Annotated in this window: 25 protein-coding genes and 1 pseudogene; 12 read left to right on the top strand and 14 right to left on the bottom strand. The window is 75.3% G+C overall.

Features of this window, described 5'->3' with window-relative positions; genetic code table 11:
* The first annotated feature begins 4 nt into the window (after positions 1 to 4).
* From ACQ452_RS12725 to ACQ452_RS12715, 3 genes are all read left to right on the top strand, one after another.
* Complete coding sequence (locus ACQ452_RS12725; RefSeq protein ID WP_433393386.1) at positions 5 to 2,098, top strand: M14 family zinc carboxypeptidase; 2,094 nt, start codon at positions 5 to 7, stop codon at positions 2,096 to 2,098.
* 89 nt (positions 2,099 to 2,187) lie between these two features.
* On the top strand, positions 2,188 to 2,874 hold the full coding sequence (locus ACQ452_RS12720) for a fasciclin domain-containing protein (protein ID WP_433393384.1): 687 nt from the start codon (positions 2,188 to 2,190) through the stop codon (positions 2,872 to 2,874).
* 315 nt (positions 2,875 to 3,189) lie between these two features.
* On the top strand, positions 3,190 to 4,584 hold the full coding sequence (locus tag ACQ452_RS12715) for a glycosyltransferase family 4 protein (protein ID WP_433393382.1): 1,395 nt from the start codon (positions 3,190 to 3,192) through the stop codon (positions 4,582 to 4,584).
* Between the two features lie 179 nt (positions 4,585 to 4,763).
* Here ACQ452_RS12715 and ACQ452_RS12710 read toward each other — a convergent pair whose 3' ends face one another.
* The 4 genes and pseudogenes from ACQ452_RS12710 to ACQ452_RS12695 all read right to left on the bottom strand — a co-directional run bounded on the left by ACQ452_RS12710 (position 4,764) and on the right by ACQ452_RS12695 (position 10,115).
* Positions 4,764 to 6,047 (bottom strand): citrate synthase, encoded by a 1,284-nt coding sequence (locus ACQ452_RS12710; protein ID WP_433393381.1) that lies wholly within the window; start codon positions 6,045 to 6,047, stop codon positions 4,764 to 4,766.
* Positions 6,048 to 6,350: 303 nt separating this feature from the next.
* Positions 6,351 to 8,327: pseudogene (locus ACQ452_RS12705) on the bottom strand (sulfatase-like hydrolase/transferase); the annotation flags it as partial.
* Positions 8,328 to 8,532: 205 nt separating this feature from the next.
* Positions 8,533 to 9,957 (bottom strand): class I SAM-dependent methyltransferase, encoded by a 1,425-nt coding sequence (locus ACQ452_RS12700; protein ID WP_433393379.1) that lies wholly within the window; start codon positions 9,955 to 9,957, stop codon positions 8,533 to 8,535.
* An 8-nt stretch (positions 9,958 to 9,965) separates the two neighbouring features.
* Complete coding sequence (locus tag ACQ452_RS12695; RefSeq protein ID WP_433393377.1) at positions 9,966 to 10,115, bottom strand: hypothetical protein; 150 nt, start codon at positions 10,113 to 10,115, stop codon at positions 9,966 to 9,968.
* Positions 10,116 to 10,305: 190 nt separating this feature from the next.
* Between ACQ452_RS12695 and ACQ452_RS12690 the strand changes: the two genes are divergently transcribed.
* Positions 10,306 to 10,698, top strand: a complete 393-nt coding sequence (locus ACQ452_RS12690) for a VOC family protein (protein ID WP_433393376.1) — start codon at positions 10,306 to 10,308, stop codon at positions 10,696 to 10,698.
* 120 nt (positions 10,699 to 10,818) lie between these two features.
* On the opposite strand, the gene ACQ452_RS12685 is transcribed toward ACQ452_RS12690, so the two are convergent.
* Positions 10,819 to 11,505, bottom strand: a complete 687-nt coding sequence (locus tag ACQ452_RS12685; RefSeq protein ID WP_433393375.1) for a helix-turn-helix domain-containing protein — start codon at positions 11,503 to 11,505, stop codon at positions 10,819 to 10,821.
* A 37-nt stretch (positions 11,506 to 11,542) separates the two neighbouring features.
* Between ACQ452_RS12685 and ACQ452_RS12680 the strand changes: the two genes are divergently transcribed.
* Entirely contained in the window at positions 11,543 to 12,397 is an 855-nt protein-coding gene (locus tag ACQ452_RS12680) for an arginase family protein (protein ID WP_433393374.1), read from the top strand.
* A gap of 18 nt (positions 12,398 to 12,415) precedes the next feature.
* On the opposite strand, the gene ACQ452_RS12675 is transcribed toward ACQ452_RS12680, so the two are convergent.
* The 3 genes from ACQ452_RS12675 to ACQ452_RS12665 all read right to left on the bottom strand — a co-directional run bounded on the left by ACQ452_RS12675 (position 12,416) and on the right by ACQ452_RS12665 (position 14,943).
* Positions 12,416 to 13,858 (bottom strand): HAMP domain-containing sensor histidine kinase, encoded by a 1,443-nt coding sequence (locus ACQ452_RS12675; RefSeq protein WP_433394119.1) that lies wholly within the window; start codon positions 13,856 to 13,858, stop codon positions 12,416 to 12,418.
* 28 nt (positions 13,859 to 13,886) lie between these two features.
* Positions 13,887 to 14,633 carry a response regulator transcription factor gene (locus ACQ452_RS12670; protein WP_433393372.1) on the bottom strand — a complete coding sequence of 249 codons (747 nt, stop codon included), beginning with the start codon at positions 14,631 to 14,633 and terminating at the stop codon, positions 13,887 to 13,889.
* A gap of 76 nt (positions 14,634 to 14,709) precedes the next feature.
* On the bottom strand, positions 14,710 to 14,943 hold the full coding sequence (locus ACQ452_RS12665) for a hypothetical protein (RefSeq protein ID WP_433393370.1): 234 nt from the start codon (positions 14,941 to 14,943) through the stop codon (positions 14,710 to 14,712).
* A gap of 174 nt (positions 14,944 to 15,117) precedes the next feature.
* Between ACQ452_RS12665 and ACQ452_RS12660 the strand changes: the two genes are divergently transcribed.
* The 3 genes from ACQ452_RS12660 (at position 15,118) to ACQ452_RS12650 (ending at position 17,764) form a co-directional block, all read left to right on the top strand.
* Positions 15,118 to 16,056: a serine/threonine-protein kinase gene (locus ACQ452_RS12660; RefSeq protein WP_433393368.1), complete on the top strand. Its 939-nt coding sequence runs from the start codon at positions 15,118 to 15,120 to the stop codon at positions 16,054 to 16,056.
* Between the two features lie 175 nt (positions 16,057 to 16,231).
* Positions 16,232 to 16,660, top strand: coding sequence for an OsmC family protein (locus ACQ452_RS12655; protein WP_433393366.1), 429 nt, complete (start codon positions 16,232 to 16,234; stop codon positions 16,658 to 16,660).
* 285 nt (positions 16,661 to 16,945) lie between these two features.
* Positions 16,946 to 17,764, top strand: a complete 819-nt coding sequence (locus tag ACQ452_RS12650; RefSeq protein WP_433393365.1) for a hypothetical protein — start codon at positions 16,946 to 16,948, stop codon at positions 17,762 to 17,764.
* Between the two features lie 42 nt (positions 17,765 to 17,806).
* Here ACQ452_RS12650 and ACQ452_RS12645 read toward each other — a convergent pair whose 3' ends face one another.
* The 5 genes from ACQ452_RS12645 to ACQ452_RS12625 form a co-directional block, all read right to left on the bottom strand.
* Positions 17,807 to 18,340, bottom strand: a complete 534-nt coding sequence (locus tag ACQ452_RS12645; protein WP_433393363.1) for an ATPase — start codon at positions 18,338 to 18,340, stop codon at positions 17,807 to 17,809.
* Positions 18,341 to 18,507: 167 nt separating this feature from the next.
* Complete coding sequence (locus ACQ452_RS12640) at positions 18,508 to 18,954, bottom strand: response regulator (protein WP_433393361.1); 447 nt, start codon at positions 18,952 to 18,954, stop codon at positions 18,508 to 18,510.
* 70 nt (positions 18,955 to 19,024) lie between these two features.
* The gene (locus tag ACQ452_RS12635) at positions 19,025 to 19,372 is read right to left on the bottom strand and encodes an STAS domain-containing protein (RefSeq protein WP_433393359.1); all 348 of its coding nucleotides are present in this window, start codon (positions 19,370 to 19,372) and stop codon (positions 19,025 to 19,027) included.
* 83 nt (positions 19,373 to 19,455) lie between these two features.
* Positions 19,456 to 20,508: a cobalamin B12-binding domain-containing protein gene (locus tag ACQ452_RS12630; RefSeq protein WP_433393357.1), complete on the bottom strand. Its 1,053-nt coding sequence runs from the start codon at positions 20,506 to 20,508 to the stop codon at positions 19,456 to 19,458.
* Positions 20,505 to 22,250 (bottom strand): PP2C family protein-serine/threonine phosphatase, encoded by a 1,746-nt coding sequence (locus tag ACQ452_RS12625; RefSeq protein WP_433393355.1) that lies wholly within the window; start codon positions 22,248 to 22,250, stop codon positions 20,505 to 20,507. Before ACQ452_RS12625 ends, ACQ452_RS12630 begins: the two co-directional genes overlap by 4 nt.
* 244 nt (positions 22,251 to 22,494) lie before the next feature.
* On the opposite strand from ACQ452_RS12625, the gene ACQ452_RS12620 reads away from it, so the two are divergent.
* Both ACQ452_RS12620 and ACQ452_RS12615 read left to right on the top strand, forming a co-directional pair.
* Positions 22,495 to 22,854, top strand: a complete 360-nt coding sequence (locus ACQ452_RS12620) for an STAS domain-containing protein (protein WP_433393354.1) — start codon at positions 22,495 to 22,497, stop codon at positions 22,852 to 22,854.
* Between the two features lie 56 nt (positions 22,855 to 22,910).
* Positions 22,911 to 23,276: an STAS domain-containing protein gene (locus tag ACQ452_RS12615; RefSeq protein WP_433393353.1), complete on the top strand. Its 366-nt coding sequence runs from the start codon at positions 22,911 to 22,913 to the stop codon at positions 23,274 to 23,276.
* A gap of 127 nt (positions 23,277 to 23,403) precedes the next feature.
* On the opposite strand, the gene ACQ452_RS12610 is transcribed toward ACQ452_RS12615, so the two are convergent.
* Positions 23,404 to 23,715 (bottom strand): hypothetical protein, encoded by a 312-nt coding sequence (locus tag ACQ452_RS12610; protein ID WP_433393351.1) that lies wholly within the window; start codon positions 23,713 to 23,715, stop codon positions 23,404 to 23,406.
* Between the two features lie 219 nt (positions 23,716 to 23,934).
* Here ACQ452_RS12610 and ACQ452_RS12605 point away from each other — a divergent pair, with 219 nt between their 5' ends.
* Together ACQ452_RS12605 and ACQ452_RS12600 are read left to right on the top strand one after the other, a co-directional pair.
* Positions 23,935 to 24,915: a DUF2267 domain-containing protein gene (locus tag ACQ452_RS12605; protein WP_433393349.1), complete on the top strand. Its 981-nt coding sequence runs from the start codon at positions 23,935 to 23,937 to the stop codon at positions 24,913 to 24,915.
* Between the two features lie 60 nt (positions 24,916 to 24,975).
* Positions 24,976 to 25,767 carry a spermidine synthase gene (locus tag ACQ452_RS12600; RefSeq protein ID WP_433393347.1) on the top strand — a complete coding sequence of 264 codons (792 nt, stop codon included), beginning with the start codon at positions 24,976 to 24,978 and terminating at the stop codon, positions 25,765 to 25,767.
* Positions 25,768 to 25,908: the final 141 nt, after the last annotated feature.

The following is a 25,908-nucleotide window of genomic DNA, read 5'->3' as shown; positions in this document are numbered from 1 at the left end:
AGGTGTGTTCTCCGCGCTGCTCGTCGCCACCATGGTGGCGACGGCGGTGCCCGCGCAGGCGCAGCCGCAGCCCACCGCGGCCCAGCAGCAGGCGGAGCCGAACCAGGTGCAGGGCCTCAAGGTCACCCAGGGCGACGGATACGCCACGCTGGCGTGGGACCTGGTGGACGGCGCCACCGACTACCAGATCGAGCGGACCCCCCACGCCGAGGACGGCACCCCCGGCACGCCGGTGATCGCCGGCGTCTGGCGCCCCAACCGCCAGATCAACAACACCGAGCCGACCTTCGCCGACGCCGGCTTCGTTCCCGGCGACCGCTTCCAGTGGCGGGTCCGGGCGCGCTTCGGCACCGAGGCCCAGCCCTACTCCGCGCCGGTCAGCGGCACCACCCGGGCGCACTGGGGCAACCCGGGCACCCCCGGTGAGGGCCTGCGCACCCAGTGGGAGGACACCCTGGGCGCGCAGTACACCAGCGACGTCAACGAGTACGCGTACACCGCCGCGATCGACGCGGCCAGCGACCGCGTCCGGGTGGTGGAGATCGGCCGTACCGTCCAGGACCGGCCGATCAACATGCTCGTCATCGGCTACCCCAAGCCGCCGGCGACCGCGAAGGCCGTGGCCGCGAGCAACCCCCTGATGGTCAACTGCAACGTGCACGGCAACGAGCCGGGCGACCGCGAGGCCTGCCTGATCATGGCCCGGCAGCTCGCCTTCGCCAAGGACAGCAGGACCCTCGACCTGCTGTCGAAGACCACCATGCTGATCGTGCCCACGCTCAACGGCGACGGGCGGGCCAACAACACCCGCGGCAACTCCACCGGCCAGGACCTCAACCGGGACCACTCGCTGATCCGCCAGCCGGAGACCCGCGCCCTCGCCGCCATGGTCCGCGACTACCGGCCGATCGCCGGCTACGACGGCCACGAGTACGGCAACGTCAACACCGGTGACCTGCCGATGCTGCCGCCGCGGCACCAGAACGTGGCGCAGGGGATCTTCGACGAGTCGCAGGACATGATCGAGGGCCACATGTACACCCAGGGCGCCAAGGACGGCTGGTGGGCCTGCCCCTACGGCTGCACCTCCAACGCCACCGTGGGTCTGAGCGAAGAGACCATCCTGCGCAACACCCTCGGCCTGAAGAACGTCGTCAACTCCCTGCTGGAGCTGCGCAGCTCCGGCGGACCGACCCGGCCCGACGAGAGCAACACCGCGAACAACCGCCGGCGCAAGACGTACTCCGCGCTCTGGACGTTCAACGAGTTCTTCACGTACCACGGCGCCAACGTCAAGGACATCACCTCCGCCCGCGCGGAGGCGATCACCTTCCAGTCCGCCAACGAGGGCCGGATCGTGTTCCGGGGCTCCCGGAAGATCGAGGCGTACCCCGCCCCGCACCCGGGCGAGGCCCCGCCGCCGGCGGACGCCCCCACCCCGGAGCGCATCCTCGAGCAGCCGCCGTGCGCGTACAAGCTGACCGAGGAGCAGTACCACGGTGAGCGGACCGACGGCCCGGAGGGCGGGCGCACCACGGCCGCCCAGCGCATCGCCGCCCACGGCTGGAAGGTGATCAAGGTCGCCGACGGCTACCTGGTCCCGCTCTCCCAGCCCGAGCGGGGCCTGATCCCGCTGCTGCTCGACGAGCAGGCCGTCGAGGGCCTGGTCGCCGGCGAGCGGATCGCCCCCACCCTGACCGGCACCCGCAACGGCCCGCTGGTCGTCTCCGGCGTCGCCTGCCTCGACGGCGCCACCGTGCGGGGGCCGATCCAGGTGCGCCCCGGCGCCACCCTCATCGTCAACGGCAGCTCGCTGCACGGTCCGGTGAACGCCGTCGGCGCCGCCGGGGTCGTCATCACCGACAGCACGGTCAAGGGCTCGGTGCTCGCCACCGCCACCCGCGGCCCGGTCGTCCTGGTCGGCAACGAGCTGACCGGCCTGGTCGGCGTCTCCGCCGGCAATGGCACCGCCGCGCTGGTGGCCGGCAACACCGTCAAGGGCGCGCTGACCTGCCTCGGCAACGCCGAGGCGCCGATGAACATGGAGGTCGCCAACAGCGTGCGGGGCCTGAAGTTGGGCCAGTGCGCACGGCTGTGACCTGCTGATTCCCGCCTGAACAGGGTGCCGGCAGGTCGGCTGGGCCGACCTGCCGGCACCCCCCGCACCGGCCGTGGAGTGGAGAAGACGTGCCCGACACCCGTACCCCGGGGCCGCGCCCCGGTCCCCCGACCCGGGTCGCCCGCCGCCGGGCGGTGACCGGGGCGACCCTGGCCCTCCTGCTCGCGGTCGCCGGGTGCACCGGCTCGTCGCGGGACCGGCCCGCCGCGACCCGGGCCACCGGCGACCCCACACCGGCCGCCGTCAGCGGACCGCTCTGCGCAACGCTGCCCTCGGGCACCGAGCCGGGCAACCCGGGCTCCCTCGCCAGCCAGCCACCCGCGCAGGCCCTCACCTGGATTCCCGTGCTCGCGACGTTCGAGGCGGCCGTCCGGGCCACCGGGATGGGCGGGGAACTCTCCGCCCCCGGGGGGCTGACCATCCTCGCCCCCACCGACGACGCCTTCCGGGCCAGCTTCTCCACCGCCAACCTCGACGAGCTGCTGCTCAAGGACACCGACACGCTGCGCGGGCTGCTACGCGACCACCTGGTCGCCGGGGCCCGCCCGGTCGCCGAGCTGGTGGCCGCCGGCTTCGTCACCACCCTCGCCGGCACCGCGCTCACCGTCACCGCCGCCGAGCCGGGGGCCCGGCTGGCCGACCGGGCCGAGACGGTCTGCGCCGACTACCGGGCGACCGGCGCCCGCATCCACGTGATCAACAAGGTGCTCGGCAGCCTGCCGGAGACCGCCCACGAGGAGGACCACGCCCACTGAGTGGCAGCCCGCCCCCACGGGCCGCCGCCACCGGCCGCCGACCCCCGCGTACGGGGTCGGCGGCCGGTTTTTTGCGTCCCGGCACCCACCGGCCGATCGGCCGATGACCGGAATCCACCCGACTGATGCGACCTAGACCTTCAGGTGTCGTCCGTCACCTTGGCCCCTTTCGAGATGCGGGATCGACCGGGATGCTCTTTGCTTGTTCGCGGGGCGTGCACGCGCGCGCCCCCCACTCGGCCCCTCGGCCACCCCCACCGACGTTCCGCCGCCACCGATGCCGGCGCGTACCACCCTGCACGGACGGAGACAGATGTGACGACCCTGCGGGTCGGCGAGCAGCCCACCACCAGCCCGGGCCGGGCCCACCGGCCCACCCTCACCTCCCGGCCCCAGGTCCCGACGCCCACCTCGGCGACAGGCACGCCCCCGCAGACCCGCCGCATCCTCATGCTCTCCTGGGAGTACCCGCCGGTCCTCGTCGGCGGCCTCGGCCGGCACGTGCACGCCCTCTCGGTCGCCCTCGCCGCCGCCGGGCACGACGTCACCGTCGTCACCCGGCACAGCGAGGGCGCACCCCTGGAGGAGTACGCCGACGGCGTCCGCATCGTCCGCGCCGCCGAGGACCCGGTCACCTTCCCCCTGGCCACCTCATCCCTGCTGGCCTGGACGATGGCCTTCAACCACACCCTCACCCGCGCCGCCCTACGCGCCACCGAGGCCGGCACCTACGACGTCATCCACGCCCACGACTGGCTCGTCGCGCACACCGCGATGACCCTGCGCGAACACCTCGACATCCCCCTGGTCAGCACCATCCACGCCACCGAGGCCGGCCGGCACCAGGGTTGGCTGCCCGAGGAGATGAACCGCACCATCCACGGCGTCGAGCACTGGCTGGCCGGCGAGTCGGGCCGGGTCATCGTCTGCTCCGGCTACATGCGCGACGAGGTGACCGGGCTCTTCGGCGTGCCGGCCGGCCGCGTCGACGTGGTGCCAAACGGCGTCGAGCCGCACCGCTGGCGGGTTCCGGCCGCCGCCGTCGCGCAGGCCCGCGCCCGGTTCGCCGGGGACGGCCCGCTGGTCACCTTCGCCGGCCGGCTGGTCTACGAGAAGGGCGTGCAGCACCTGATCGCCGGGCTGCCCCGGCTGCGCGAGCGGCACCCCGGCCTGCGGGCCGTCATCGTCGGCGACGGGCCGTACCGCGGCGAACTGGAGACCGAGGTGCACCGCCTGGGCCTCGGCGGCACCGTCAGCCTGCCGGGCTTCCTCGGCGGCACCGACCTGCCCGCCGTGATGGCCGCGTCGGACTGCTTCGCCGTGCCGAGCATCTACGAGCCGTTCGGGATGGTCGCCCTGGAGGGCGCCGCCGCCGGCGCTCCCCTGGCGGTCGCCGCGACCGGCGGGCTCGCCGAGATCGTCGAGCCGGGGGTGACCGGGGTGACCTTCCGGCCGCACGACCCGGACGGGCTGACCGAGGCCATCGACGCGTTGCTGTCGGACCGGGACCGGGCGCGCACGCTCGCCCGCCGGGCCCGCGTCATGGTGCACGAGCGGTACGGCTGGCCGGCCATCGCGCAGCGCACGGCCGCCGCCTACGCGTCGGCGATCGCCACCACCGGTGCGTTCGCCGCCGAGCGGGTCACCCGGGTACGCGGCCTGCCGGCCATCGCCGAGGGCAACCTCCTGGCCGCCGCCGGCCTGCGCTGACGCGACGAGGGGCGCCCGCCGGCCCCGGCGGGCGCCCCTCCGCTGCCCCTCGCGTCGCCACCGCGGTCAAAGCGCCGCCGGGCAGGACGTGGCGCCGGCCGTGGGCGGTGCGGCTCGACACGGCGAAGGCCGCCGACCCGGTGCGGGTCGGCGGCCTTCGCCGTCGGTACGGGTGGGGCTCAGCGCTGGGCGAACGGGGTGTAGTCCCGCTCGGGGGCACCGACGTAGAGCTGCCGCGGGCGACCGATCTTGGTCTCCGGGTCGTTGATCATCTCGCGCCACTGGGCGATCCAGCCCGGGAGCCGGCCCAGCGCGAAGAGCACCGTGAACATCTTGGTCGGGAAGCCCATGGCCTTGTAGATCAGGCCGGTGTAGAAGTCCACGTTCGGATAGAGCTTGCGGGAGACGAAGAACTCGTCGGCCAGCGCGATCTCCTCCAACTGCATCGCGATGTCCAGCAGCGGGTCCGGCTTGGCCATCCGGCCGAGCACGTCCTGGGCCGCCTTCTTCACGATCGCCGCGCGCGGGTCGTAGTTCTTGTAGACCCGGTGGCCGAAGCCCATCAGCTTCACGCCGTCCTGCTTGTCCTTCACCTTGCGGACGAAGGACCCGACGTCGCCGCCGTCGAGCTGGATCTTCTGCAGCATCTCCAGCACGGCCTGGTTGGCGCCTCCGTGCAGCGGGCCGAAGAGCGCGTTCACGCCCGCCGAGACCGAGGCGAAGAGGTTGGCGTTGCTGGAGCCGACCAGCCGCACGGTCGACGTGGAGCAGTTCTGCTCGTGGTCGGCGTGCAGGATGAACAGCATGTCCAGCACCTTGGCCATCACCGGGTCGACCTCGTACTGCTCGGCCGGCACGCCGAAGGTCCCCCGCAGGAAGTTCTCGACGTAGCCCAGCGAGTTGTCCGGGTACAGCAGCGGCTGGCCGATCGACTTCTTGTACGCGTACGAGGCGATCGTCGGGACCTTCGCCATGAGCCGCACCGTGGACATCTCGACGTGCGAGGCGTCGAACGGGTCCAGGCTGTCCTGGTAGAAGGTGGAGATGGCGCTCACGGCCGAGGAGAGCACGGCCATCGGGTGCGCGTCGCGCGGGAAGCCGTCGAAGAAGCGGCGCATCTCCTCGTGCAGCAGCGAGTGCCGGCGGATCCGCTCGGTGAAGTCGGTCAGTTGCTGCTCGGTCGGCAGCTCGCCGTAGATCAACAGGTAGGAGACCTCCAGGAAGGAGGACTTCTCCGCGAGTTGCTCGATCGGGTACCCACGGTAGCGCAGGATGCCCGCGTCACCGTCGATGTAGGTGATGGCGGACGAACAGGCCGCGGTGTTGACGAAACCGGGGTCGTACGTCGTCATCCCGGTTTCCTTCAGCAGCTTGCCCACCCCGATGCCGGCGGGGCCCTCGACCGCGGAATGCACCGGCATCGAAAGCTGCCCACCGGGGTGATCGAGCTTGACTTCCGTCATGTTTCCCTCGCTTCGCCGGCAGATCTGCGTTGAATTGCCTTCGCTTTTACCGTAATCACGGTCGAGGTGATACCGCCCGTCGTGGTTCGACGGTGAGGCATGCGTCACGCGTTTCCCGACGAGCGAGCCGCGAAACCCGCCCAATCCGGGCGTGCCCTGCCGACAGGACACGAGAACGCCACAGCCGTGGCGCCGCCGCCGGCCCGCCATCCACGCCGCCAGCAGGCGGTCCGCGTCCTGTCACGCGCTCCCACGGGACGCGAACCTGCCCGGCGGCGACACCACGCGCCGCGCCGGGCTGGGTCAGGAGAGGGTGAGGTGCAGGAGGGTGCCGCCGGGGGTCACCCGGTAGACGTCGAGGCGGTTGGTGCCGGCGCGGAAGAGCCGGTCGTCGTCGAGCAGGGCGGCGAACCGGCGCCCGCCGTCGTCGCGGGGCACCACCGGGACGACCGCGCCGACGCGGCCGTTGACGGCGATCGCCAGCGGCGTGCCGTCGGGCACGTCGTCGGGCACGTCGCCCCAGATGGCGGCCGGCAGCCGCCCGGTGTCCGGGTCGACCGCCCCGAAGGCGCCCAGGTCGGCGACGCGGGCGCTGCCGCCGGCCGGGCGCTCGCCGACGGCGGTGCCCACCAGCGGGTGGGGTGCCGGCGGCGGGAGGGGGGCCGGCACGCCGCCGGCCACGGGGGTCGGCTGGCCCGGGCGGTCGTAGAAGACCTTGCCCGCCTCGGCGCGCGGGGCCTGCCGCGCCGAGCGGCCGTCCACCGGCCCGGGCAGCCGGATCGCCGCCTCGTCGGCGATGGTGGGCAGCAGGTCGACGTGCTGCCAGTTGCGGTCGTCCACCCGTCCGGCGCGCTGGCCCGGGGCCTTGACGAAGGTCGGCACCCAGGCGACCTCGCCGGGGGCGGTCCGGATCGCGTCCATGCCCCGGCCCTGTGCGCCCGGGGTGAAGCTGACCCCGTGGTCGGCGGTGACCACCAGCAGGGCCCGGTCGTAGAGGCCGCCGGAACGCAGGGTACGCAGGGTCTCCCCGATCAGCCGGTCGGTGTAGCCGAGCTGCGCGAGGTGCCGCCGGCGGGCCAGTTCCGCCCAGCCGGCGCCGTCGTTCGGCAGGTCCTCCGGTGCGTCGTAGCGCGCCCCCGACGGCAGGTACGCCCACGGCGAGTGCGGCATCAGCAGGTGCAGGAAGTGCAGCGTCGGGCGGGGCGCCGGCCGCAGCCCGGCGAGGAAGCTGGTGAACCGGGCCGGCTGGTTGTCGTCCAGGCTGTCCCAGCGGAACTTGGGGTCCGCGGGCACCGCCTCGGCGGCGTCGATGCCCGTCTCCGCCCGGGTGCGCTCGCGGTAGGAGTCCTCCGGGTCGACGCGGCTGTCCACCGGGGCCGCCACCTGGCGCAGCAGCTCGCCGGCCTGCCGGACGAGCACGCCCATCCCCTGCTGCGGGCTGACGGGCCGCTCACAGCGGCTGGGCGGGCAGAGCCGGGTGATGCTCTCCTCGGCGCGGACGTCGTACAGGCCGCCGAGGGCGGTGAAGAGGTTGTCCGGGTACTGCGAGTAGTGCGGGGCCGCCGCCCGCTGCGGGTACCGGCCGGTGAGCATCGCCGGCAGCGCGTAGGGCGTCCAGCCGCTGACGCCGGTGGCGTTGCGGTACCAGGTGGAGCCGGCGGCCAGTTCGGCGAAGTGCGGAAACCGGGCGGCGTCGATCCGCCCGTCCGCGCCGAGCAGGGAGACCAGGGGCAGTTCGTCGAGGACCAGCACGACCACCGGCGGGTGGTTGCCCGGCCCGGCGACCCCGGCGGCGCCGCCCTCACCCCCGGGCAGCACCACGGTCGAGGTGGGTGAGGCGAACACGAACAGCCCCACGAAGAGCAGCGGCCCGGCCGAGGCCACCCGCAGCACCCGCCCGGGCGCGCGCCACCGCCGGTGCGCGAGGGCCCCGGCGGCGCCGGCCAGCGCGGCGAGCAGCAGCAGCGGTACGCCCCGCAGCGGCGTGCCGTGCCGGCCGGCCTGCACGGCCAGCGCGGCGAGCAGCAGCCCGACGAGCAGGGTGTGGGTGGCCGAGCGGGTGGCGTGCCCGGCCAACCGGGTCAGCGCGCCGAGCGCCGCCACGGCGGCGGTGGGCGCCAGCGCGATCAGCGCCACCAGCAGCAGGATCTCGCGGCGGTCCGCCCGGTGGAACAGGAAGAAGTCGGGGCTGCGGCCGAGGACGTCCAGCAGCGGCTGGGTGACCACGAGCCCCACCAGCCCCGCCATCTCGGCCAGCCGGCCGGCCTCGCCGCGCCAGCCGCCCGCCGGCCTCGACCGCCGACTCGCCCGCTCGGATGCCGGCGCCGCAGCGGCCGGGGCGGACGCCGACGGCGCAGCGGCCCGGTCGGGCGCCGACGGCGCAGCGGCCCGGTCGGGCGCCGACGGCGCAGCGGCCCGGTCGGGCGCCGACGGCGCAGCGGCCCGGTCGGGCGCCGACGGTTCGCGGGCCTGGTCGGGGGGCGGCTCAGCCACCCACGACCGCCGCGTAGAGCGTCCGGGTGCCCGAGGGCAGGTCGAGGCGGCGGATGATCCGGCAGCGCGCGGCGAGCAGCCGCTCGAACTCGGCCGGTCGGTAGTCGGGGAAGAGCCCCTCGGGCTTGTTGGCCAGCAGCCGACGGGCCATCGGGTCCTCGGGGTGGACGAACTCCACCACCAGGCGGGCGCCGGGGCTCGCGAGGCCGACGAGCCAGTCCAGCACCTCGGGCAGCGGCACGTTGCGCCCGATCGCCAGGTGGTGCACCACGGCCAGGGCGAGCACCGCGTCGGCTGCGGCCCGGTCCGCGAACGAGGCCCGCTCGACGCCGCGCCAGCCGCCGCCGGGCGACGGGTCGGCGAGGTCCATCACCAGGGGCAGGATCCGCCGCTCCCCCCGCGCCCGCAGGTCCCGGTAGAGCCCGTCCAGCACGGCCGGGTCCTGCTCCACGGCGACGACGTAGTCGGCGTGCCGGGCGGCGAGGCGGGCGTACCGGCCGTCGTTGGCGCCGAGGTCCAGCGCGAGGTGGGGCCGGGGCCCGTCCGCCAACGCCTCGACGACGAAGCGTTCCTTCGCGGACCGGTCGTCGGCCGTGTACGCGCAGGTGCGTTGGTAGTCGACCCAGTGGCTGGCCGCCGGGCGGTGCTCCAGCCGCCGCACGAGCCTCTCGATGCCGCGTACGGTGGCCAGCGCCAGCTCCCGGGAATAGCCGGCAGCGCGCAGTTGGGAGCGGACGTCGGCGGTGCTGGCGCGCGCGTTGCGCCGCTGCATGGCGTCGTGCAGGTGCACGTGGGTGGGCACGCCGGGCAGCAGCCGCCGGGTGCCGCCGAACAGCCGGCGCATCTGGTCGGGTTCGATGCCGTCGACCCGGGCGCGCAGCCAGGGCTGGAAGTCGAGGCCGAGGTGGGCGCCGAGCAGCAGCGGATAGAGCAGCGTCTGGCAGAACTGCCGGTACCCGGCCCAGGGCTCACCGTCGCGGGCCGGGGTGAACGAGCCGACGTCGATGAAGACCGGCTCGGTGCCGCGCCACTGCAGGTTGTAGGCGGAGCCGTCCTTGGTGGTGAACCCGGCCGGCAGCGCCGCCCGCAGGATCTCCAGGTGCAGCAGCGCCGCGTCGCGCAGCATGGTGTAGGACCACTCGTACGGGTGGGAGACGAACGGGATGCGCTCGTGGCGGAGCACGGTGTCCCACCGGTCGCCCGACGCCACGGCCGGCGGCGCGACCGCCTCGGTGCCGCACACCTTGCCGGCGGCGAGCAGCGGCGGGAAGAACTCGCTGGCGGCCAGCGCGCGCCACTCCCCGGCGGCCTGCTCGTCGAGCCCGCGCAGCACGTCGCCGTCGAGGTGGAAGACCCGGTTGGTGGGGTCGCGGAAGGAGCCCGGCTCGGTGCGCAGGCCGGTGCGGGAGCTTCCCATCGACCGGGTCAGCCCTGGTCGGTGGGCTGGCGGCGGAACCGGTCGACCAGCCGCCGCCAGTAGAGCTTGGCCGCCACGGCGGCGCCGGCCACGCCGCCGACCACCGCCTGCACGATCAGGCTGCCGGACCCCGCGTCCAGGTAGGCCAGGTAATCCACCGACCGCTCCTTCCATCGCGTCTCGACACCGGCGCACCCCGGGCAGGACCCTATGGGTGATTTGCCCGTAAAGCCGGAGTTGTCTGCCACGCTACGCCGATCGTCCCGGTCGTGCGGGCCACACCCGGCACTCCGCCGGTTGTCCGTTTCGTTCAAGACACGACCGGGGCACATCCCTACGGTGGAGCCCATGGCACCGACACTCGACCTCATCGGGATGGTCAGCAGCGACCTGCCCCGCTCCCTCGCCTTCTACCGCCGCCTCGGCCTCGACATCCCGGCCGACGCCGACACCGCGCCGCACGTGGAGGTCACCCTGCCCGGGGGCCTGCGGTTGGCCTGGGACACCGCCGAGACCATCCGCGCGTTCGACCCGGACTGGCAGCCCGGGGGCGGCGGCGGGGCCAGCCTCGCCTTCCGCTGCGCCGACCCGGCCGAGGTGGACCGGGTCTACGCGGAGCTGGTGGCCGAGGGCCACGAGGGCCACCTGCCCCCGTGGGACGCCGACTGGGGCCAGCGGTACGCGGTGGTGCGCGACCCGGACGGCAACGGCGTGGACCTGTTCGCCACGCTCCCCCGCTAGCTGCAGGAAGGGTCCCTTCCTGACGCACGGCGTCAGGAAGGGACCGTGGTCTGGTCAGGCGCGCTGAGCGTCAGCGGCCGCCCGGGCGACAAGATTGCCGAGGGTTCAGGAACAACCTGCTCAGCGGGGCAGCAGGGCGGTGGGCGGCACCCCCGCCAGGTCGCGTACGTCCCGGGTCAGGTGGGCCTGGTCGGCGTAGCCGCAGCGGGCCGCCACCTCGGCCAGCGGGGTGCCGGCGCGGGCCAGCGCCAGGGCGCGCCGCATCCGCAGGATCCGGGCCAGGGTCTTCGGGCCGTACCCGAACAGGTGCCGGCACCGCCGGTGCAGGGCGCGCGGGTCGAGGCCCAGCCCGGCGGCGGTCGCGGTCACGGTGGTGCCGGCGGCCAGCGCGGCGGCCACCCGCGCGCCGAGCGGATCGGGCCCCCCGGCCGCCCGCAGCCGCCGCGCGGCGACCTCCGCCAGCACCTCGGCCGGGGCGGTCTGCGCCCGCTCGGCCAGCTCGGCGACCACCGGGTCGCCCCACAGGTCGGCCAGGGGGACCCGCCGGTCGCGCAGCTCGACGGCCGGCACGCCGAGCACCGCCGGACCGGCGCCCGGCGGCAGCCGCAGCCCCACCCAGCGCTCCGCCGGCCCGCCCCCGCTCAGGTGGGCGGTGCGGTCCGGCCCGGCCACCACCAGCCCCCGGCGGCTCGACCAGAGCAGGTCGACACAGCCGTCGGGAAGCACCCTGCTCGGCGCGGCGCCCGCCGTCGTGGCGCTGCGCCAGAGCACCGCACCGGCGAACCCGGCCGGGTGTTCCTCGTACATGCCGCCCAGCCTGCCACGACCGGGCTAGCCTCCGGAGGTGCGATGGTCGGTGCTGGACGCTCCCCTCGACTCCTCCGGACGCGGCCGGGGCGAGCACCGGGCGCCGGCCGCGCTGCGCGCCGCCGGGCTGCTGGGCCGCGTCGGCGCGGCGGACGCCGGCACGGTCGACGCCCTGATCACCGACCCGACCCGGGATCCGGAGACCGGCGTCGTCGGCGTCGACCGGGTACGCAACGCCGGTCGGGCCATCGCCGCCCGGATCACGGCGCTGGTCGGCGCGGGGCGGCACCCGCTGGTCCTCGGCGGCGACTGCGCGATCCTGCCGGGCATCCTGCAGGGGCTGCCCGCCGGCTTCGACCTGTGGTTCCTCGACGCCCACCTCGACTTCGAGGACGGCCGCAGCTCCCCCACCGGCGAGGCGGCCGACATGGACCTGTCGATCGTCACCGACCACGGCCCGGCGGGGGTCCTCGACCGGGAGGGTCCGCTCGTCGACCCCGACCAGGTGCACGTGCTCGGCCACCGGCCCCTCGACCCGGCCAGGTCCGACGGGCGCGAGGCCGCCCGGATCGACCCGGCCGTACGCCTCGTGCCGGCCACCCGGCTGCGCGGCGCCGACGCGACGACGGAGGGCCGGCAGCTCGCCGTGGGCACGACACCGGCCTGGCTGCACCTCGACCTCGACGTGCTCGACCCGCTCGTGCTGCCCGCGGTCAGCTACCCGGAACCGGGCGGCCTGGACTGGGCCGACCTGACCGCGCTCGCCCGGCCGCTGGTGGGCTCGGGCCGGCTGCTGGGGATGAGCGTCACCGACTTCAACGCCGACGAGGACCCGGACGGGCGCCACGCGGAACGGATCGCGCAGGTCCTCGCCGACCTGCTGGCCGACTGAGGCGCGGGGCCCGCGCGGTCACGGGTCGGTGCTGGCCCCCGGCAGCCGGACGGTGAACACGGTCCGGCCCGGCCGGCTGTCCAGCCCGACCGTGCCGTGGTGCGCCTCCACCACCGCGGCCACGATCGCCAGGCCCAGGCCGGTGCTGCCGTGCGCCCGGGAGCGGGAGCTGTCGCCCCGGGAGAAACGCTCGAACACCTCGGCACGCAGCTGCGGCGGCACGCCGGGGCCGTCGTCGGCGACGTCGAGCACGGCGACGTCACCGGCCACCCGCAGGGTGCTGGTGACCGTGGTGCCGGGCGGGGTGTGCACCCGGGCGTTGGCCAGCAGGTTCACCAGCACCTGGTGCAGCCGGGCCGGGTCGCCGGGGACCCGCACGACGACGTCCGGCAGGTCGAGGCGCCAGCGGTGCTCCGGCCCCGCGACGTGCGCGTCACCGACGGCGTCCACCACGAGGGCGGACAGGTCCACCGGCTCGACCGCGAGGGGGCGGCCCGAGTCGAGCCGGGCCAGCAGCAGCAGGTCGTCGACGAGGCTCGTCATCCGGGCGCTCTCCGACTCGACCCGGCGCAGCGCGTGGGCCACGTCGGGCGGCACCCGGTCCCGGCCCCGGCGGGCGAGTTCGGCGTACCCCCGGATGGCCGCCAGCGGGGTACGCAGCTCGTGGCTGGCGTCGGCCACGAACTGGCGTACCCGCGTCTCGCTGGCCTGGCGGGCGGCGAGCGCGGCGGCCACGTGCCCCAGCATCCGGTTCAGCGCCGCGCCGACCTGCCCGACCTCGGTACGCGGGTCGGTGTCGGCGGCCGGGACGCGCACCGACAACGCCACCTCGCCCCGGTCCAGGGGCAGCTCGCTGACCCGGCCGGCGGTGGCGGCCACCCGGCGCAGTGGCCGCAGGGTCGCCCGCACGATCAGGGCACCGGCCCCGCCGGCGACCAGCAGCCCCACGGTCGCCACGCCGGCCTGCGCGGCGACCAGCCACCAGACGGTCTCCGACACACCCGACAGCGGCAGGCCGAGCACCCGCACGTGCCCGTCCTGGTACTGCCGGGCCACCACCCGGTAGTCGCCGTGCTCCCCCAGCCTGCGGGTGCGGGGTCGGCCGTCCGCCGGCATGTCCACGAGGCCGGCCAGGTCCGCGGCGGAGACGGCGCGCTCCTCGCGGTCGACGAGGATCCAGCCCCGCACCACCCGCCCGTCGACGACCTGGGCGGCGACGGTGCCCGGCGGAAGTCCCCGGGGAATCCACGCGCCCGGCGGGATGCCCGGGCCGGGCGTCTCGGCGGGCGCGGGCAGTCCCCGTCCCGGGGCGGCGCCCATCGGTGCCAACTGCGCGTCGACCCGGTCGACCAGGAAGTGCCGCAGCGCGACCGTGGTGATCCCGCCGATGGCGACGCTGACCAGGGCCAGCAGGCCGACCAGGATGACCACCAGGCGGGTACGCAGCGACCGGCCGGCCAGCCAACGGCGCAGCCGGCCGCCCGGCCGCTCACTCCGCCGGACGAAGGACATACCCCGCGCCGCGCAGCGTGTGGATCATCGGCTCGCGGCCGGCGTCGATCTTCTTGCGCAGGTACGAGATGTACAGCTCCACCACGTTCGCCTGACCGCCGAAGTCGTAGTTCCAGACCCGGTCGAGGATCTGCGCCTTGCTCAGCACCCGGCGCGGGTTGCGCATCAGGTAGCGCAGCAGCTCGAACTCGGTGGCGGTGAGGGTGACGGGTCGACCGGCGCGGCGCACCTCGTGGCTGTCCTCGTCGAGGGTGAGGTCGCCGACGGTGAGCACCGCGTCGGGGCGGGCGGCGACGGCGAACCCCGAGCGGCGCAGCAGCGCCCGCAACCGGGCGATCACCTCCTCCAGGCTGAACGGCTTGGTCACGTAGTCGTCGCCGCCGACGGTCAGCCCCGCGATGCGCTCCTCCACCGCGTCGCGGGCGGTCAGGAAGAGCACCGGCACCGTCGGGGCCTGCTCACGCAGCCGGCGCAGCACCTGAAAGCCGTCCAGGTCGGGCAGCATCACGTCGAGCACCACGGCGTCCGGTTGGAACTGCCGCGCCGCGCTCAACGCCGACGTGCCGTCCCCCGCCGTACGCACCTGCCAGCCCTCGTACCGCAACGCCATCGACAACAGGTCGGCCAGGGTCGGCTCGTCGTCGACCACCAGCACCCGCACCGGCTCGCCGTCGGGACGGCACAGCTCGATGCGACCCGCCGCGGCCCGACCGTCGGTCACCATGGCCCCCATCGTGGGGGGTGCCGCTGTGCCCGGCTTGTGCGCGACCTGTGCCCCCGCTGTGCGTCGGCCGGCCCACTCATTCGGTCATGCCCACCGGGTAGGTGTGCACGAAACGCATCGTCCAGGTGCCGCCGCCGACGGGCGGCTCGCGCTGGTAGAGGTGGTCCGGTCCGCCCGCGGCGGGGGTTTGCACCGCGTCGGGGTGGCGCAGGATCCAACGCGCCGGCGGGGCGCCGTCCGGCCCGGCGGGCAGCTCCCGGACCAGGTCGTGGGCCGGGCCGCCGACGAAACGTACGGTCACCTCGCTCATCCGCGCGCCCGCCTTCCCCGTGCCGGCCAGGCACCGGCCCCGGTTCGCAAGCTACCGCAGCCGGGCGCCGCCCCGCCGGCATCCGGCAGCGGTTTGCCCTGATCGGAGCGGGGGTACCGCAGCGTTTGTCGAACTCGTCTGTGGGGACGGGCCGCGAGGCGTGGGGAGCTGTCGATGAGAACGCTGGACGGGCGGTACCGGCTCGAACAGCGCATCGGTGTCGGGGGCATGTCGGAGGTCTGGCGGGCCCACGACCCGGTGCTGGACCGGCCGGTCGCCGTCAAGGTGATGTCCCCCGGTCAGGACACCTGCGTGGAGCGGATCCGCGCGGAGGCGCGCTCCGCCGCCCGGCTGGTGCATCCCAACGTGGCCGCCGTGCACGACTTCGGCGCCTGCGGCACGGGCCACGACGGCCCGGTGCCCTACATCGTCATGGAGTTGGCCGAGGGCGAGACGCTTGCCGCGCACCTGCGGGCCGGCCCGCTGGACTGGCGCATCGCCGTACGGGTCTGCGCCGAGGTGAGCGCCGCGCTGGCCGCCGCCCACGCGCACGGCATCGTGCACCGCGACGTCAAGCCGGCCAACGTGATCCTCACGCCGACCGGGGTGAAGGTGCTCGACTTCGGCATCGCCACCCCCTCCGGCGCCCCGGACCGGTTGCCGGCGGGGATGGTCGTGGGCACGCCGGCCTACCTCGCGCCGGAGCAGCTGGAACAGGCGCCGGCCACACCGGCCGTCGACATGTACGCCCTCGGCGTCCTGCTCTACTACTGCCTGGCCGGGCGGCTGCCGTACCAGGCGGACACGACGACGCAGTTGCTCGGCGCGCGCCTGCGGCAACCGCCGGCACCGTTGCCGCAGATCGCCGGGCTGCCGCCGGAGGTGGCCGAGCTGTGCGCGGCCTGCCTGGCCGACGACCCGACGGACCGCCCGTCCAGCCTGATGGCGGCGCTGCTGCTGGCCGAGGCCGTGGACGCCCGGGTGTACGTGCCGATGCGCCAGCCCAGCGTGCCCCGGCAGCGCGACGCGTCCACGTCGCCGTGGACCGAACGGGCGGCGGCCGAGCCGACCGAGGCGGCCGCCCTGCCCGACTGGTCCACCCGGGCCGGCTGATCTTCCCGCCCCGGCGGCCAACCGGCCGGGCGGGCAGCATCCGCTCCGACCCCGCCCGCACCGGTGGACGCCGGCAGGCACGCTGCGGGCCGGGGCTGCCGCCGCCCCACCGGGTCGGCCGCGTTTCACCGCCCGGGGGTCGGGTAGCCGGGCGGGTGAGCGAGGGAGGAACGCGATGCCGGAATCGAGCTCCTGGCTGAACGAGACGGCCACCGCGACCGCGGAGGGCGGCCACGTACGCACCGACGACGGGGGTCTTTCCACACCCCTGGCGTCGCCGCTGGCACCACACTGCTCGGGGCTGACCCCGGAGCAGTTGCTCGCCGCCGCCTTCGCGTCCTGCCTGCACCACGCGGCGGTCGAGGCGGCCGGCGAGATCACCGACGAGGCGCACACCGTGCAGGTACGCGCGGAGGCGAAGCTCGGGCGCGACGACGACGGCTGCTACCGGGCCGACGTGCACGCCTCCATCTCCTCGGCGGGCCTCACCCGTCAGCAACTGGCCGAGCTGGTCGAGCACGCGGACCGGCTGTGGCCCTTCTCCAGCAGTGACGGCAGCCGGCACCGGCTCACCGTGACCCAGGCGGAGAACGGCCGGCACTGACCGGCCGCCGGAGAGCCGGTCGGCCCGGTCGTCGGCTGACCGGTGGTCGGGGGTGGGCTCCACCGTTCGTGGGAGGCCCCGGGCCGCTCGCGCGGGACGCGCCGGGGATGGCCGGCACGCCCGGATGCTAAGGCCATAAGCGACATCTCCGAAAAGGAGGATCCGTCGCTTCTGCCTCTTCAGTGATCGTACGGGGGTAATAGCCACCCGGATCGGCGCGCATTGTGGCGCGCGCCACCGCCAGCGCCCGATGGCAAGCCGCGCCCGCCTCTCTAGCCTCGGCAGGTGCACCCTGACGACTCCCCCGACCAGCGGCTCACCCCACGACGACCGGGCACCCCTTCGGGCGATGCCCCCTCGGCCGGGCGGCCGACCGGCCGCCACCGCGGCGTGGGCCGGCGGCGACGTGCCGGGCGGGACCTGCTCGCCACGACCCCCGCCCGGGTCGCGCTCGCCGCCGGCGTCACCTGCTGCCTCGGCGTGACCGCGTTCGTCTGCACGCGCGAGGACCCCGACGCCGCGCGCAGGCCCGTGGCCGAGGCGCTGGCCGAGCGGGCCGCCGACCAGGAGCGCGCCTCGCGCTCCCTGGACCGGGCGGCCACGCGCGGCGCGACACCGACCCCCTCGGCCACCCGCGCGGCCCCGCGCACGCCGGCCCCGCCACCCCGGCCGCGCCCGGTCGCCGGGCTCACCCCGGCACAGCTGGAGAACGCCAGGATCATCGTCGCCGTGGGCGTCGAGCTGAAGATGCCCCGCCGCGCCCTGGTGGTGGCCGTGTCGACGGCGATGCAGGAGAGCCGCCTCTACAACCTCGCCAGCGACGTGCTCCCGGAGTCCAACCGGTACCCGCACCAGGGCAGCGGCTCCGACCACGACTCGCTGGGGCTGTTCCAGCAGCGCCCGAGCAGCGGCTGGGGCACCGTCGGCGAGCTGATGCGCCCGGCGTACGCCGCACGCGCCTTCTACGAGGCGCTGCGGGACGTTCCGGGCTGGCAGCGGCTCAGCGTGGCCGACGCCGCCCAGGCCGTGCAGGTCTCCGCCTACCCCGACGCGTACGCCCCGCACGAGAGGGCGGCCACGACAGTCGTCGCCGCGCTGACCTGACGGGACGGCAGGGGCCGCGCCGACGTGCCGGTACGGCTCGGGTCAGCGGCTCCCCGTGCGGCCGGCCGGCGGCTCGCGGGACGCGTCCGCGCCGCCACGGCCGGCGATCCGGGTCGCCGGCACCCCCGCGGCGGCGGTCGGCGCCTCCGGCGGGACCGGCTCGACGGTGAGCCCGCCGAGGAGCTGCTCCACCCGGTCCGCACGCCCGCGCCGGGCGTGCAGCGCCGTCTCGAGGTCCCGGCGGGCCTGCACCGCCTCGGCATAGACACGCTCGCGTACCCGCCGGGCCTCCTCCCGGGCCGCGTCGAGTTCGGCCCGCGCCCGCTCCAGGAGGTCGACCGCCGCCCGCTCGGCCTCGTCCGCCCGGCGGGACCCCCGGCCCGGGTCGCCGAGGTCCAGCCGCTCGATCAGGCCGCGCAGCGCCGTCGCCTCGTCGCGTAGCTCGTCCCACTCGCGCCCGGCCCGGGCCACACCCTCCGCGCGGGCGGCGAGCCGGGTCAACCGGATGCCCATCTCGTCCAGGCAGGAATCGACCTGCCGCTGGTCGTAACCGGTCCCAACGACGGAGAACCTCATACTGTCGCCCCCAGGCAGCCGATGCTTCCTTCCCCACCCTGGATCCTGCGCGCCGGGCACGGCAGCGGAGGGCGTTCGGGAAAAATGCTCAGCATGCGGAAGCCCCGGCAGGCAAACCCGGCGGGGCGAGCGGGGCGTACCGGGCGGGGGGTGACGCTCCCGATCCCTCAGGAGCGCTTCGGAAGCACCACCACCCGGCCGAAGAACTCGTCGATGCGGTGCACCACGTCGTTGAAGTCGTCCAGGTCGATCGGCTTGGTCACGTACGCGTTGGCCTGCAGGGTGTAACTGCCCACGATGTCGGTGTCGGCGTTGGAGGTGGTCAGCACGACGATCGGGATCGTACGCAGGTCCTCGTCGCTCTTCACCTCGCCCAGCACCTGCCGCCCGTCCATCCGCGGCATGTTGAGGTCGAGCAGGATGACGTCCGGCCGCCGGGCGTCGGCGTGCCGGCCCTCGCGGCGCAGGAACTCCATCGCCTCCTCGCCGTCGCTGACGACGTCGATGACCTTGTCGACGTCGGAGTCCGCGAGCGCCTCCTCGATCATGAGAACGTCACCCGGGTCGTCGTCCACCACGAGGATGCGAACCGGACCAGCGCTGTCTGCACCCATCACTACCTGCTTCGTTGTCGGTGGAACGGAGAACCTGGGACGCTCTGTGCCGGCGGGGAAATCTAGCCCATCATCCGGCCGACCGCGCCGTGGGGTCGGCCCGTGCGGACTCGAATCCCAGCACCTCGGCCAGCCCGGTCACCTGGAGCACCCGCTCGACCCGGCCGCTGGCCCCGGTCACCCGCAGCCACCCGCCGTCGGCGGCGACCCGGTTGTCGCCCCGGACGAAGACGGCGATGCCGGTGGAGTCACAGAAGGTGAGCTCGGTCAGGTCGATCAGCAACCGGCGCTCGCCGCCGTCGATCAGCCGGTCGATGACGGCGTTGAGCTCGGGCGCGGTGCCCAGATCCAGCTCGCCGGCCAGCCGCAGGCACCTCCCCCCGCCGTCGCGATCGGCGTACGTGACGGTGAACGTCACCCCTGGTCCCTTCGCTCCACCGCAGGCGGATGCTTGCAGTATGGAAAGTATAAGCAGGGGTGCCGCCGGGGCCACACCGGCGCTCAGCGCGAACCGGCTCCGCCCGTCGCGGCCACCGACGAGTGGGCCTCGTCGAGGAAACGCGCAGCCCGCGGGAAGTCACGCAGGACCCGGCCGTAGTGTCCCAGAGTCACCGCCACCGCGGGCGCCGGCACCCCGCGGCTGGTGAGGATCTCGACCAGCCAGCCGACGAACTCGGTGAACAGCGACATGTCGTCGACATAGAGCGCGGCGGCCAGGAAGTCCACGATGTAGCCCAGGTCGCTGATCGTGGAATCCAACTGGCTGGGCGTGTAGTCGCGGGTGCCCGGGGCGCGTTCCCGCAGCTCGGCCAGCGCCCCGTCGATCAGCTCGCCCCGCCGCTTGAGCAGGCTGGCGTACTCGTCGTCGGCCAGGTGCGACAGCTCGGCCGGCGGCACGCGGCGCAGCGCCCGCTCGTCGGCCACCAGGGCGGCGGCGCTCGGGGCGTCGGGCGCCCAGGCCGCACCGAGCAGCCGGGCCCAGCGCCCGTCCGCCCCGAACCCCCGACCGCCCACCACCACCGGCACGTCCACGCGGCGGCACGCCTCGATCATCCGGTGCGCGTGCGGCAGCCGCACCGGCAACGCGCAGGCGAGCGCGACCGCGTGCGCGTCGTGCCGGTGCAGGTACGACACGAGATGCGCGGCGGGAACGCTCGCGCCAAGGAAGGTGACCTGCCAGCCCCGCAGCCGCAGCACCTCGGCGACCAACCGGGGCGGCAGGGCGTGCCACTCACCGTCCATGCAGGCCACCACGATCCGGCCCCGCGTCGGGCGGGGATTCACGTACGAGGCGACGGCCGCCACCACCCGCTCGCTGATGTGCGTCGCGGCGTGCTCCTGCGCGACGCTCCACTCGTTGCGCGCCCACCGCTCCCCCACCTCGGCCTGCGCCGGGGCGACGAGGTCGAGCAGGACACGCTCGGCGGGCACGCCGGCCGCCAGCAGTCCGGTGGCCACCTCGGTGGCGGCGTACTCGTCAGCCTCCTCGAGACAGGCCAGGTAGCTGTCCCAGGCGGCGGCCGGCGTGGCCGTGGTCGTCGGGGCTACGGTCACGCTCGGGTCTCCCTCGGTCCGGCGGTCCCGAGCGGGTCGGGCACCGCGTGCAGGTGCCGGGGCGTGCGCCCGCCCGAACCGGTCGCGCGCAGCGCCAGCACGGCGATGTCGTCGTGGTCGCCGTGGGCCAGCCAGTCGCAGGTCACCTGCTCGACGCGCTCGGCCAGGGCCGGCGCGGGCATCCGCTGGCAGCCGGTGAGCGCATGGACGAGCCGCTGGCTGCCGAACTGCTCGTTGCCACGGCGCCCGCCGCGCGCCTCGGTCACCCCGTCGCTGTAGAGCAGGCAGGTCTCGCCCGGCGCCAACCGGACGCTGACCTCCCCGATCCGGGGGTCCGGCACCACGCCGACCAGCATGCCCGACAGGGGCACCTGCTCGACCTCGCCGGAGTCGCGCAGCACCAGCGGCGGCAGATGCCCCCCGCCGGCCAGGGTCAGGGTCAGCCCGCCCTCGCGGTGCGGTCGGACCACCCCCAGCACCATCGTGGCGAACCGCCCCTGGCCCTGCGCCTGACTGGTCTCCAGCAGGGCGTCGTTGAGCAGCCTCAGCAGGCGCCCCGGATGCGACTCCACCCGGTGCAGCGCCTGCAGGCACTGCCGGAGCTGACCGGTGAAGACCGCCGCCTCGACACCCTTGCCGGAGACGTCACCGAGGAAGAACACCGAGCCGCCGTCGGGCAGCCGGTGCGAACCGTAGAAGTCGCCGCCGATGCGCAACCCGGCCTGCGCGGGCCGGTACGCCGTGCCCCACTGGACCCCGGCCGCCCCGGTCGGCGGCACCGGCTCCAGGCTCGCCTGCAACGTGTCGGCGACCTCGGCCTGGTCGCGGTAGAGCAGCGCCGTGGTCAGCGCCGCCCCGGCCCGGCCCGCGAAGGCCCGGACCAGGTCCACGTCGGCCTCGTCATACCAGCGGTCGACGCCCCGCGCGACCAGCAGCACGCCGGCCGGGGCGTCCCGACCGGGCAGCGGCACCACCCGCGCGCAGACGTCCGCCACGGTCAGGCCCGGCAGCCAGCCGGCCTCCACGGCCTGCTCCACCAGCCAGTCGAGGGTGTGCGGCTCCGCGCCGTCCAGCCCCTCGGTGATCGCCGCGGGCAGGTCGGCGGCGGGCAGGGCACCGCTGTCGACAACCGGGGCGTCGTCGTCGGCGTGGGCGGCCCGCCACCAACGGGCCCGCCCCGAACGGGGTGCCAACACCAGCACCGCCACGTCGCCCAGCGTCGGCACGGCGAGCCGGACCACCGCCGCGGCGGCCCGGTCCGGGTGCAGCGGGTTGCCGAGTTTCTCCCCGACGACCGCCAGGAACGCCGAGCGGGCCCGCTCGGCGAGCAGGGCCTCGGCGCGCTCGACGGTCTCGGTGACGTCCTCTACGTACCAGCAGCAGCGGGCCGCCGGCAACGACACCCGGCGCGTACGCAGCCGGCGGCCGTGGTGGGTGAACTCGCCGTCCACGCTCAGCGCGGTGACGCCGGCCGCCGGCTCGCCCCGGCGGACCTCGGGCAGCAGCCGCTCCGCCACGGGGCTGACGTGCCGCACGACGCCGCGCGCGTCGCAGACGACGAGGCCCTCGCGGAAGTGTCCGACGACCTCGGACCAGTCGGGCGCCGCGGGCGGCCGGTCGACCGCGAACGCGGTCGACGGGCGGGTCGGGGCAGCGGTGGACCACACCGAGGCCCGTTCGGCACTCGGCGTGGGAATCCGTCCGTCGCCGGGATCTGAGTCCCGGACGTCGGCAGTAGTCACCGGTTGGGCCCCACTCCTTGTCGACACCCGATACCACCCGCGAGGCGGCGCATGTGGTCAAATCTCTGCCACCCACCCTACGCGCGCATGCCACGACCGCCACTCGACGCACGTCGGGAGCCCGCCGGTCGCCGCCGGGCGGGACCCGCCGGTGATTGCTACGCTCCTGTCATCCCCGCCCTCGGTGGCCTGCGGAAAGGCGTGATCTGTGCTGTCGTATCGCAGCGAACCCCAGGTGACCCCGGTGAGCGTCACGGTCGACCGGTCGGACGCGGGCGCCCCGCTCGTCCGCGTCGGAGGCGACTTCGCCTACCCCACCGCGGCTCCGGTGCGCGCCGAGGTCGACCGGTTGCTCGCGGACGCTCCGCCGGCGCTCGTCCTCGACTTCAGCGACCTGCTCTTCATCGACAGCACCGGCCTCGGGGTCATCGTGCACGCGTGGCGCGAGGGGCAGCGCTGCGGCACGACCCTCCGGTTGCGCGCCACGCCCCGGTTCCTGGAGACCATCCTCGACATGACCGGCGTGACGGGGCTGCTCAACCGACCGCTGGGCGAGGGGCGCACGGCGGCGGACGGCCGCGAGCCCGCCACCGGCTTGGCCTGACGCGTGTCGCCCGCCCCGGCTTTGCTCCTGGGCCCGCGGCCGGGGACAATGGGGGCATGGCCGCCCAGCTCTTGACCATCGAGGTGACCCGGCTCGACGCCGGGCGCGCCCGGCTCCGGCTCTCCGGTGAGCTGGATTTCGACACCGCCCCGGAGCTCGTCGCCGCCGCCGCCGACCTGCGCCGCGACGGCTACCAGGAGCTCCTGTTCGACGTGGGCGGCCTGCACCTGTGCGACTCGTCCGGGCTCAGCGCGTTCCTGACCGCCCACCGTGGCGGCGCGGTCACGATCCGGCTGTACGGGGTCGGCCCCCAGCTCCAGCAGCTGCTCGACCGCACCGGGCTGACCGAGTTGCTCGCGGTGCGACGGGCCGCCGACGGCGGCCAGGCCGCCCCGGGCGCCGACATCCGCCAGGTGGGCTGAGCCCGACCCCCGCGCCCAGCCGACCGGCGCGGTGCGGAACCCGCCCCCGCTCATCCCCGGGAACCGGCGCGGCCGTCGACGGGTCCGGCCCCCGGCCCGGGGCCGGGGCCGGGGGCCACAGCAATGATCAGGGCGCGGTGAGCGGTTGCAGTCGGGGTCCGCTCGTCCGCTGTGGCGTCACCGGCGCCTCGGCGTCCTCCGGCCGCCCGGAATCCGGAGTGTGGAAGAGATAGCGGACGAACACCCCACCCGCCTCGTTGTCGTCCGCTCCGGGCCACTGCCCGATGCAGTCCACGCCGACCACCTCGCGACCCGAGCCGTCAGCCTCCTCCAGCAGCGCCCACAGGCTCACCGAATAGCACCGGGTGTCCTCCGGTGAGAGGCGCCAGCGCGCGTACCAGCCGGGTCGGGCGGGAACGATCTCGACGATCCTCTTCATCACGACCTGCCCTTCCGCGTTCTCGGAAGTCCTCCGGTCCATGACGATCGTCGGCGCCGGCCGGGTGAGCGCCCCTCACCCCCGCCGGATGAAGCTCCCCCGGCGCCCGCCGGCCCGGCCGCCGGCGTCCGTTTCGCCGCCGCCGGCGTCCGTTTCGGTGCCGTCGGCGGCGGGAAGGCGACCGGCGAACCCAGGCAACAGCGGAAGCGAGGTGTCACCATGCGCAAGCAGATGGAGGGCGACAACCAGCGCCGCCGCACGCTGGCCCGCCAGGCCCGCGAACGCGGCATGCAGGCCAGCGAGACGGGGGCCAGCCTGAGCGCCTCCAAGCAGCAGACCCACCTGGAACAGGGCAAGCGGGCCGGGCCGCCGCCCGCCGGCAGCCGCCACAAGCCGGACAGCACCCGCGGCGGGCCGGCGCCACCACCGGCGGGCGTCGCGCGATCCCCCCGCCCCCTGCCCGAACCGGGGCCGGGACCGGCGGACGGCACCCCGATCGGCTACCACGCGCTGGTCGACGACGTGGTACGCCGCACCGGGGCCGACTTCCGCACCGCCAAGGTCGGGGTCGAGTCGACCGTGCTGGTCCTCGCGTGGGCCCTGGACGAGGCGGAGCGCCGGCGGCTGCTGACGGCGGTGCCGGCGAAGCTGCACGACGTCGTCCCGGTGGACGGCATCGAGCGGCACCGGGACCTGCCCGGCTTCCTGGCCGAGGTGGGCCGGATCAGCGGCCGCACCCCGGAACAGGCCCGCTACCAGGCGGAGGCGACAGTCGCGGCGCTGGCCGACCACGACGGCGACCTGGTCGAGTCGCTGCACGTGCCCGACGGCCTGCGCGACCTGCTGGAGCCGCCGCAGGTCGGCGGCGGAGTGGTAGGCGCCGTCAGCGCGACGCCCCCGCTCAGCGACGCGGACCTGCGGGAGGCGCTCAGCGGGCTGCCGTACTGGTCCGGCGACGGCAACGCGTTGTCGCGCACCGTGCAACTGCCGGCGGACAACCTGGACCGGGTACTGGACCGGATCGACCGGCTGCGCCAGGAGACCGGTCGCGGCCCGCGCATCGGTCGCGCGGAGCCGACCACCGCCGTGCTGACCGTACGGTCCCGGCAGGCCGGTGCGGTGACGGCGCTGGACGTGGACCTCGCGCACGCCGTCGACGCCGCGATCGACGAGGCCGGCGCCGGGATGGCCGCCGGCTGACCCCGGCCGGGCCGGCGGGCCGGCACCGGCCCGCCGGCCCGGCACGGTTAGCCTGCCGGGATGGACTCCGAGGTGCCCCCGCTGGAGCTGGTCGTCGACCCGGCGCGGCCCACCGGGCGTACGCTGCTCGCCGCGGGCGTCGAGCAGTCCTACGTGGACGTCCGCGACCCCCGCCACCTGCACTTCGAGTACGTGCGGCGGATGGCCGCCGTGGCGGACCTCGCGGCGCCGCCCGGCCGCCCGCTGGACGTGCTGCACCTCGGCGGCGGCGCGCTGACCCTGCCCCGCTACGTGGCCGCGACCCGGCCCGGCTCGGCGCAACTGGTCGTGGAACGCGACCCGGCGGTGGTCGACCTGGTGGCGCGGGAACTGCCGGCGCCGCCCGCCGCCGTCGACGTGCGGGTCGCCGACGCCCGCGACGCGCTGACCCGGGCGCCCACGGCGGGCTACGACCTGGTGCTCGCCGACATCTACCGGGCGGCCCGGATGCCGGCCCACGTGCGCAGCCTGGAGTTCGCCGCCGAGGTGGCCCGGACGCTGCGCCCCGACGGCATCTACCTGCTCAATGTGACCGACCTGCCGCCGCTCGTCTTCGCCCGCGTCCAGGCGGCCACCCTGCGGGCCGTCTTCGCCGACGTGTGCCTGCTGGCCGACCGGCGGATGCTGCGCGGGCGGCGGTACGGCAACGTGGTGTTCGCCGCCGCGCCGCGAGCCGGGCGGCTGCCGGTGGCCCGGTTGTCCGCCCGGGTCGCCCGGGACCCGGTGCCCGGCGGCGTGCTGCACGCCGCGACCCTGGACGCCTTCGTCGCCGGCGCCCGCCCCGCGACGGACGCCGCCACCGCCCCCGGCTGACGCGTCTCGTCGTCGTCGGCGCCTGGATCCTGGTGCCGATCGGCCCCTGGAGGGGCCGTTGCGTTCCAAGGTCGCCGGCTGTGGGCTCGCGCGCCGACGGCGTACCAATGATCTGGAAACGCGTTCGCAGGGCCGGCCCAC

Origin of the sequence: Micromonospora sp. KLBMP9576 (assembly GCF_050941805.1) — a bacterium.
In the GTDB taxonomy this organism is placed as follows: domain Bacteria; phylum Actinomycetota; class Actinomycetes; order Mycobacteriales; family Micromonosporaceae; genus Micromonospora.
The sequence above is the reverse complement of the archived record's forward strand: the minus strand, read 5'-3'. Positions and strand labels throughout refer to the sequence as shown.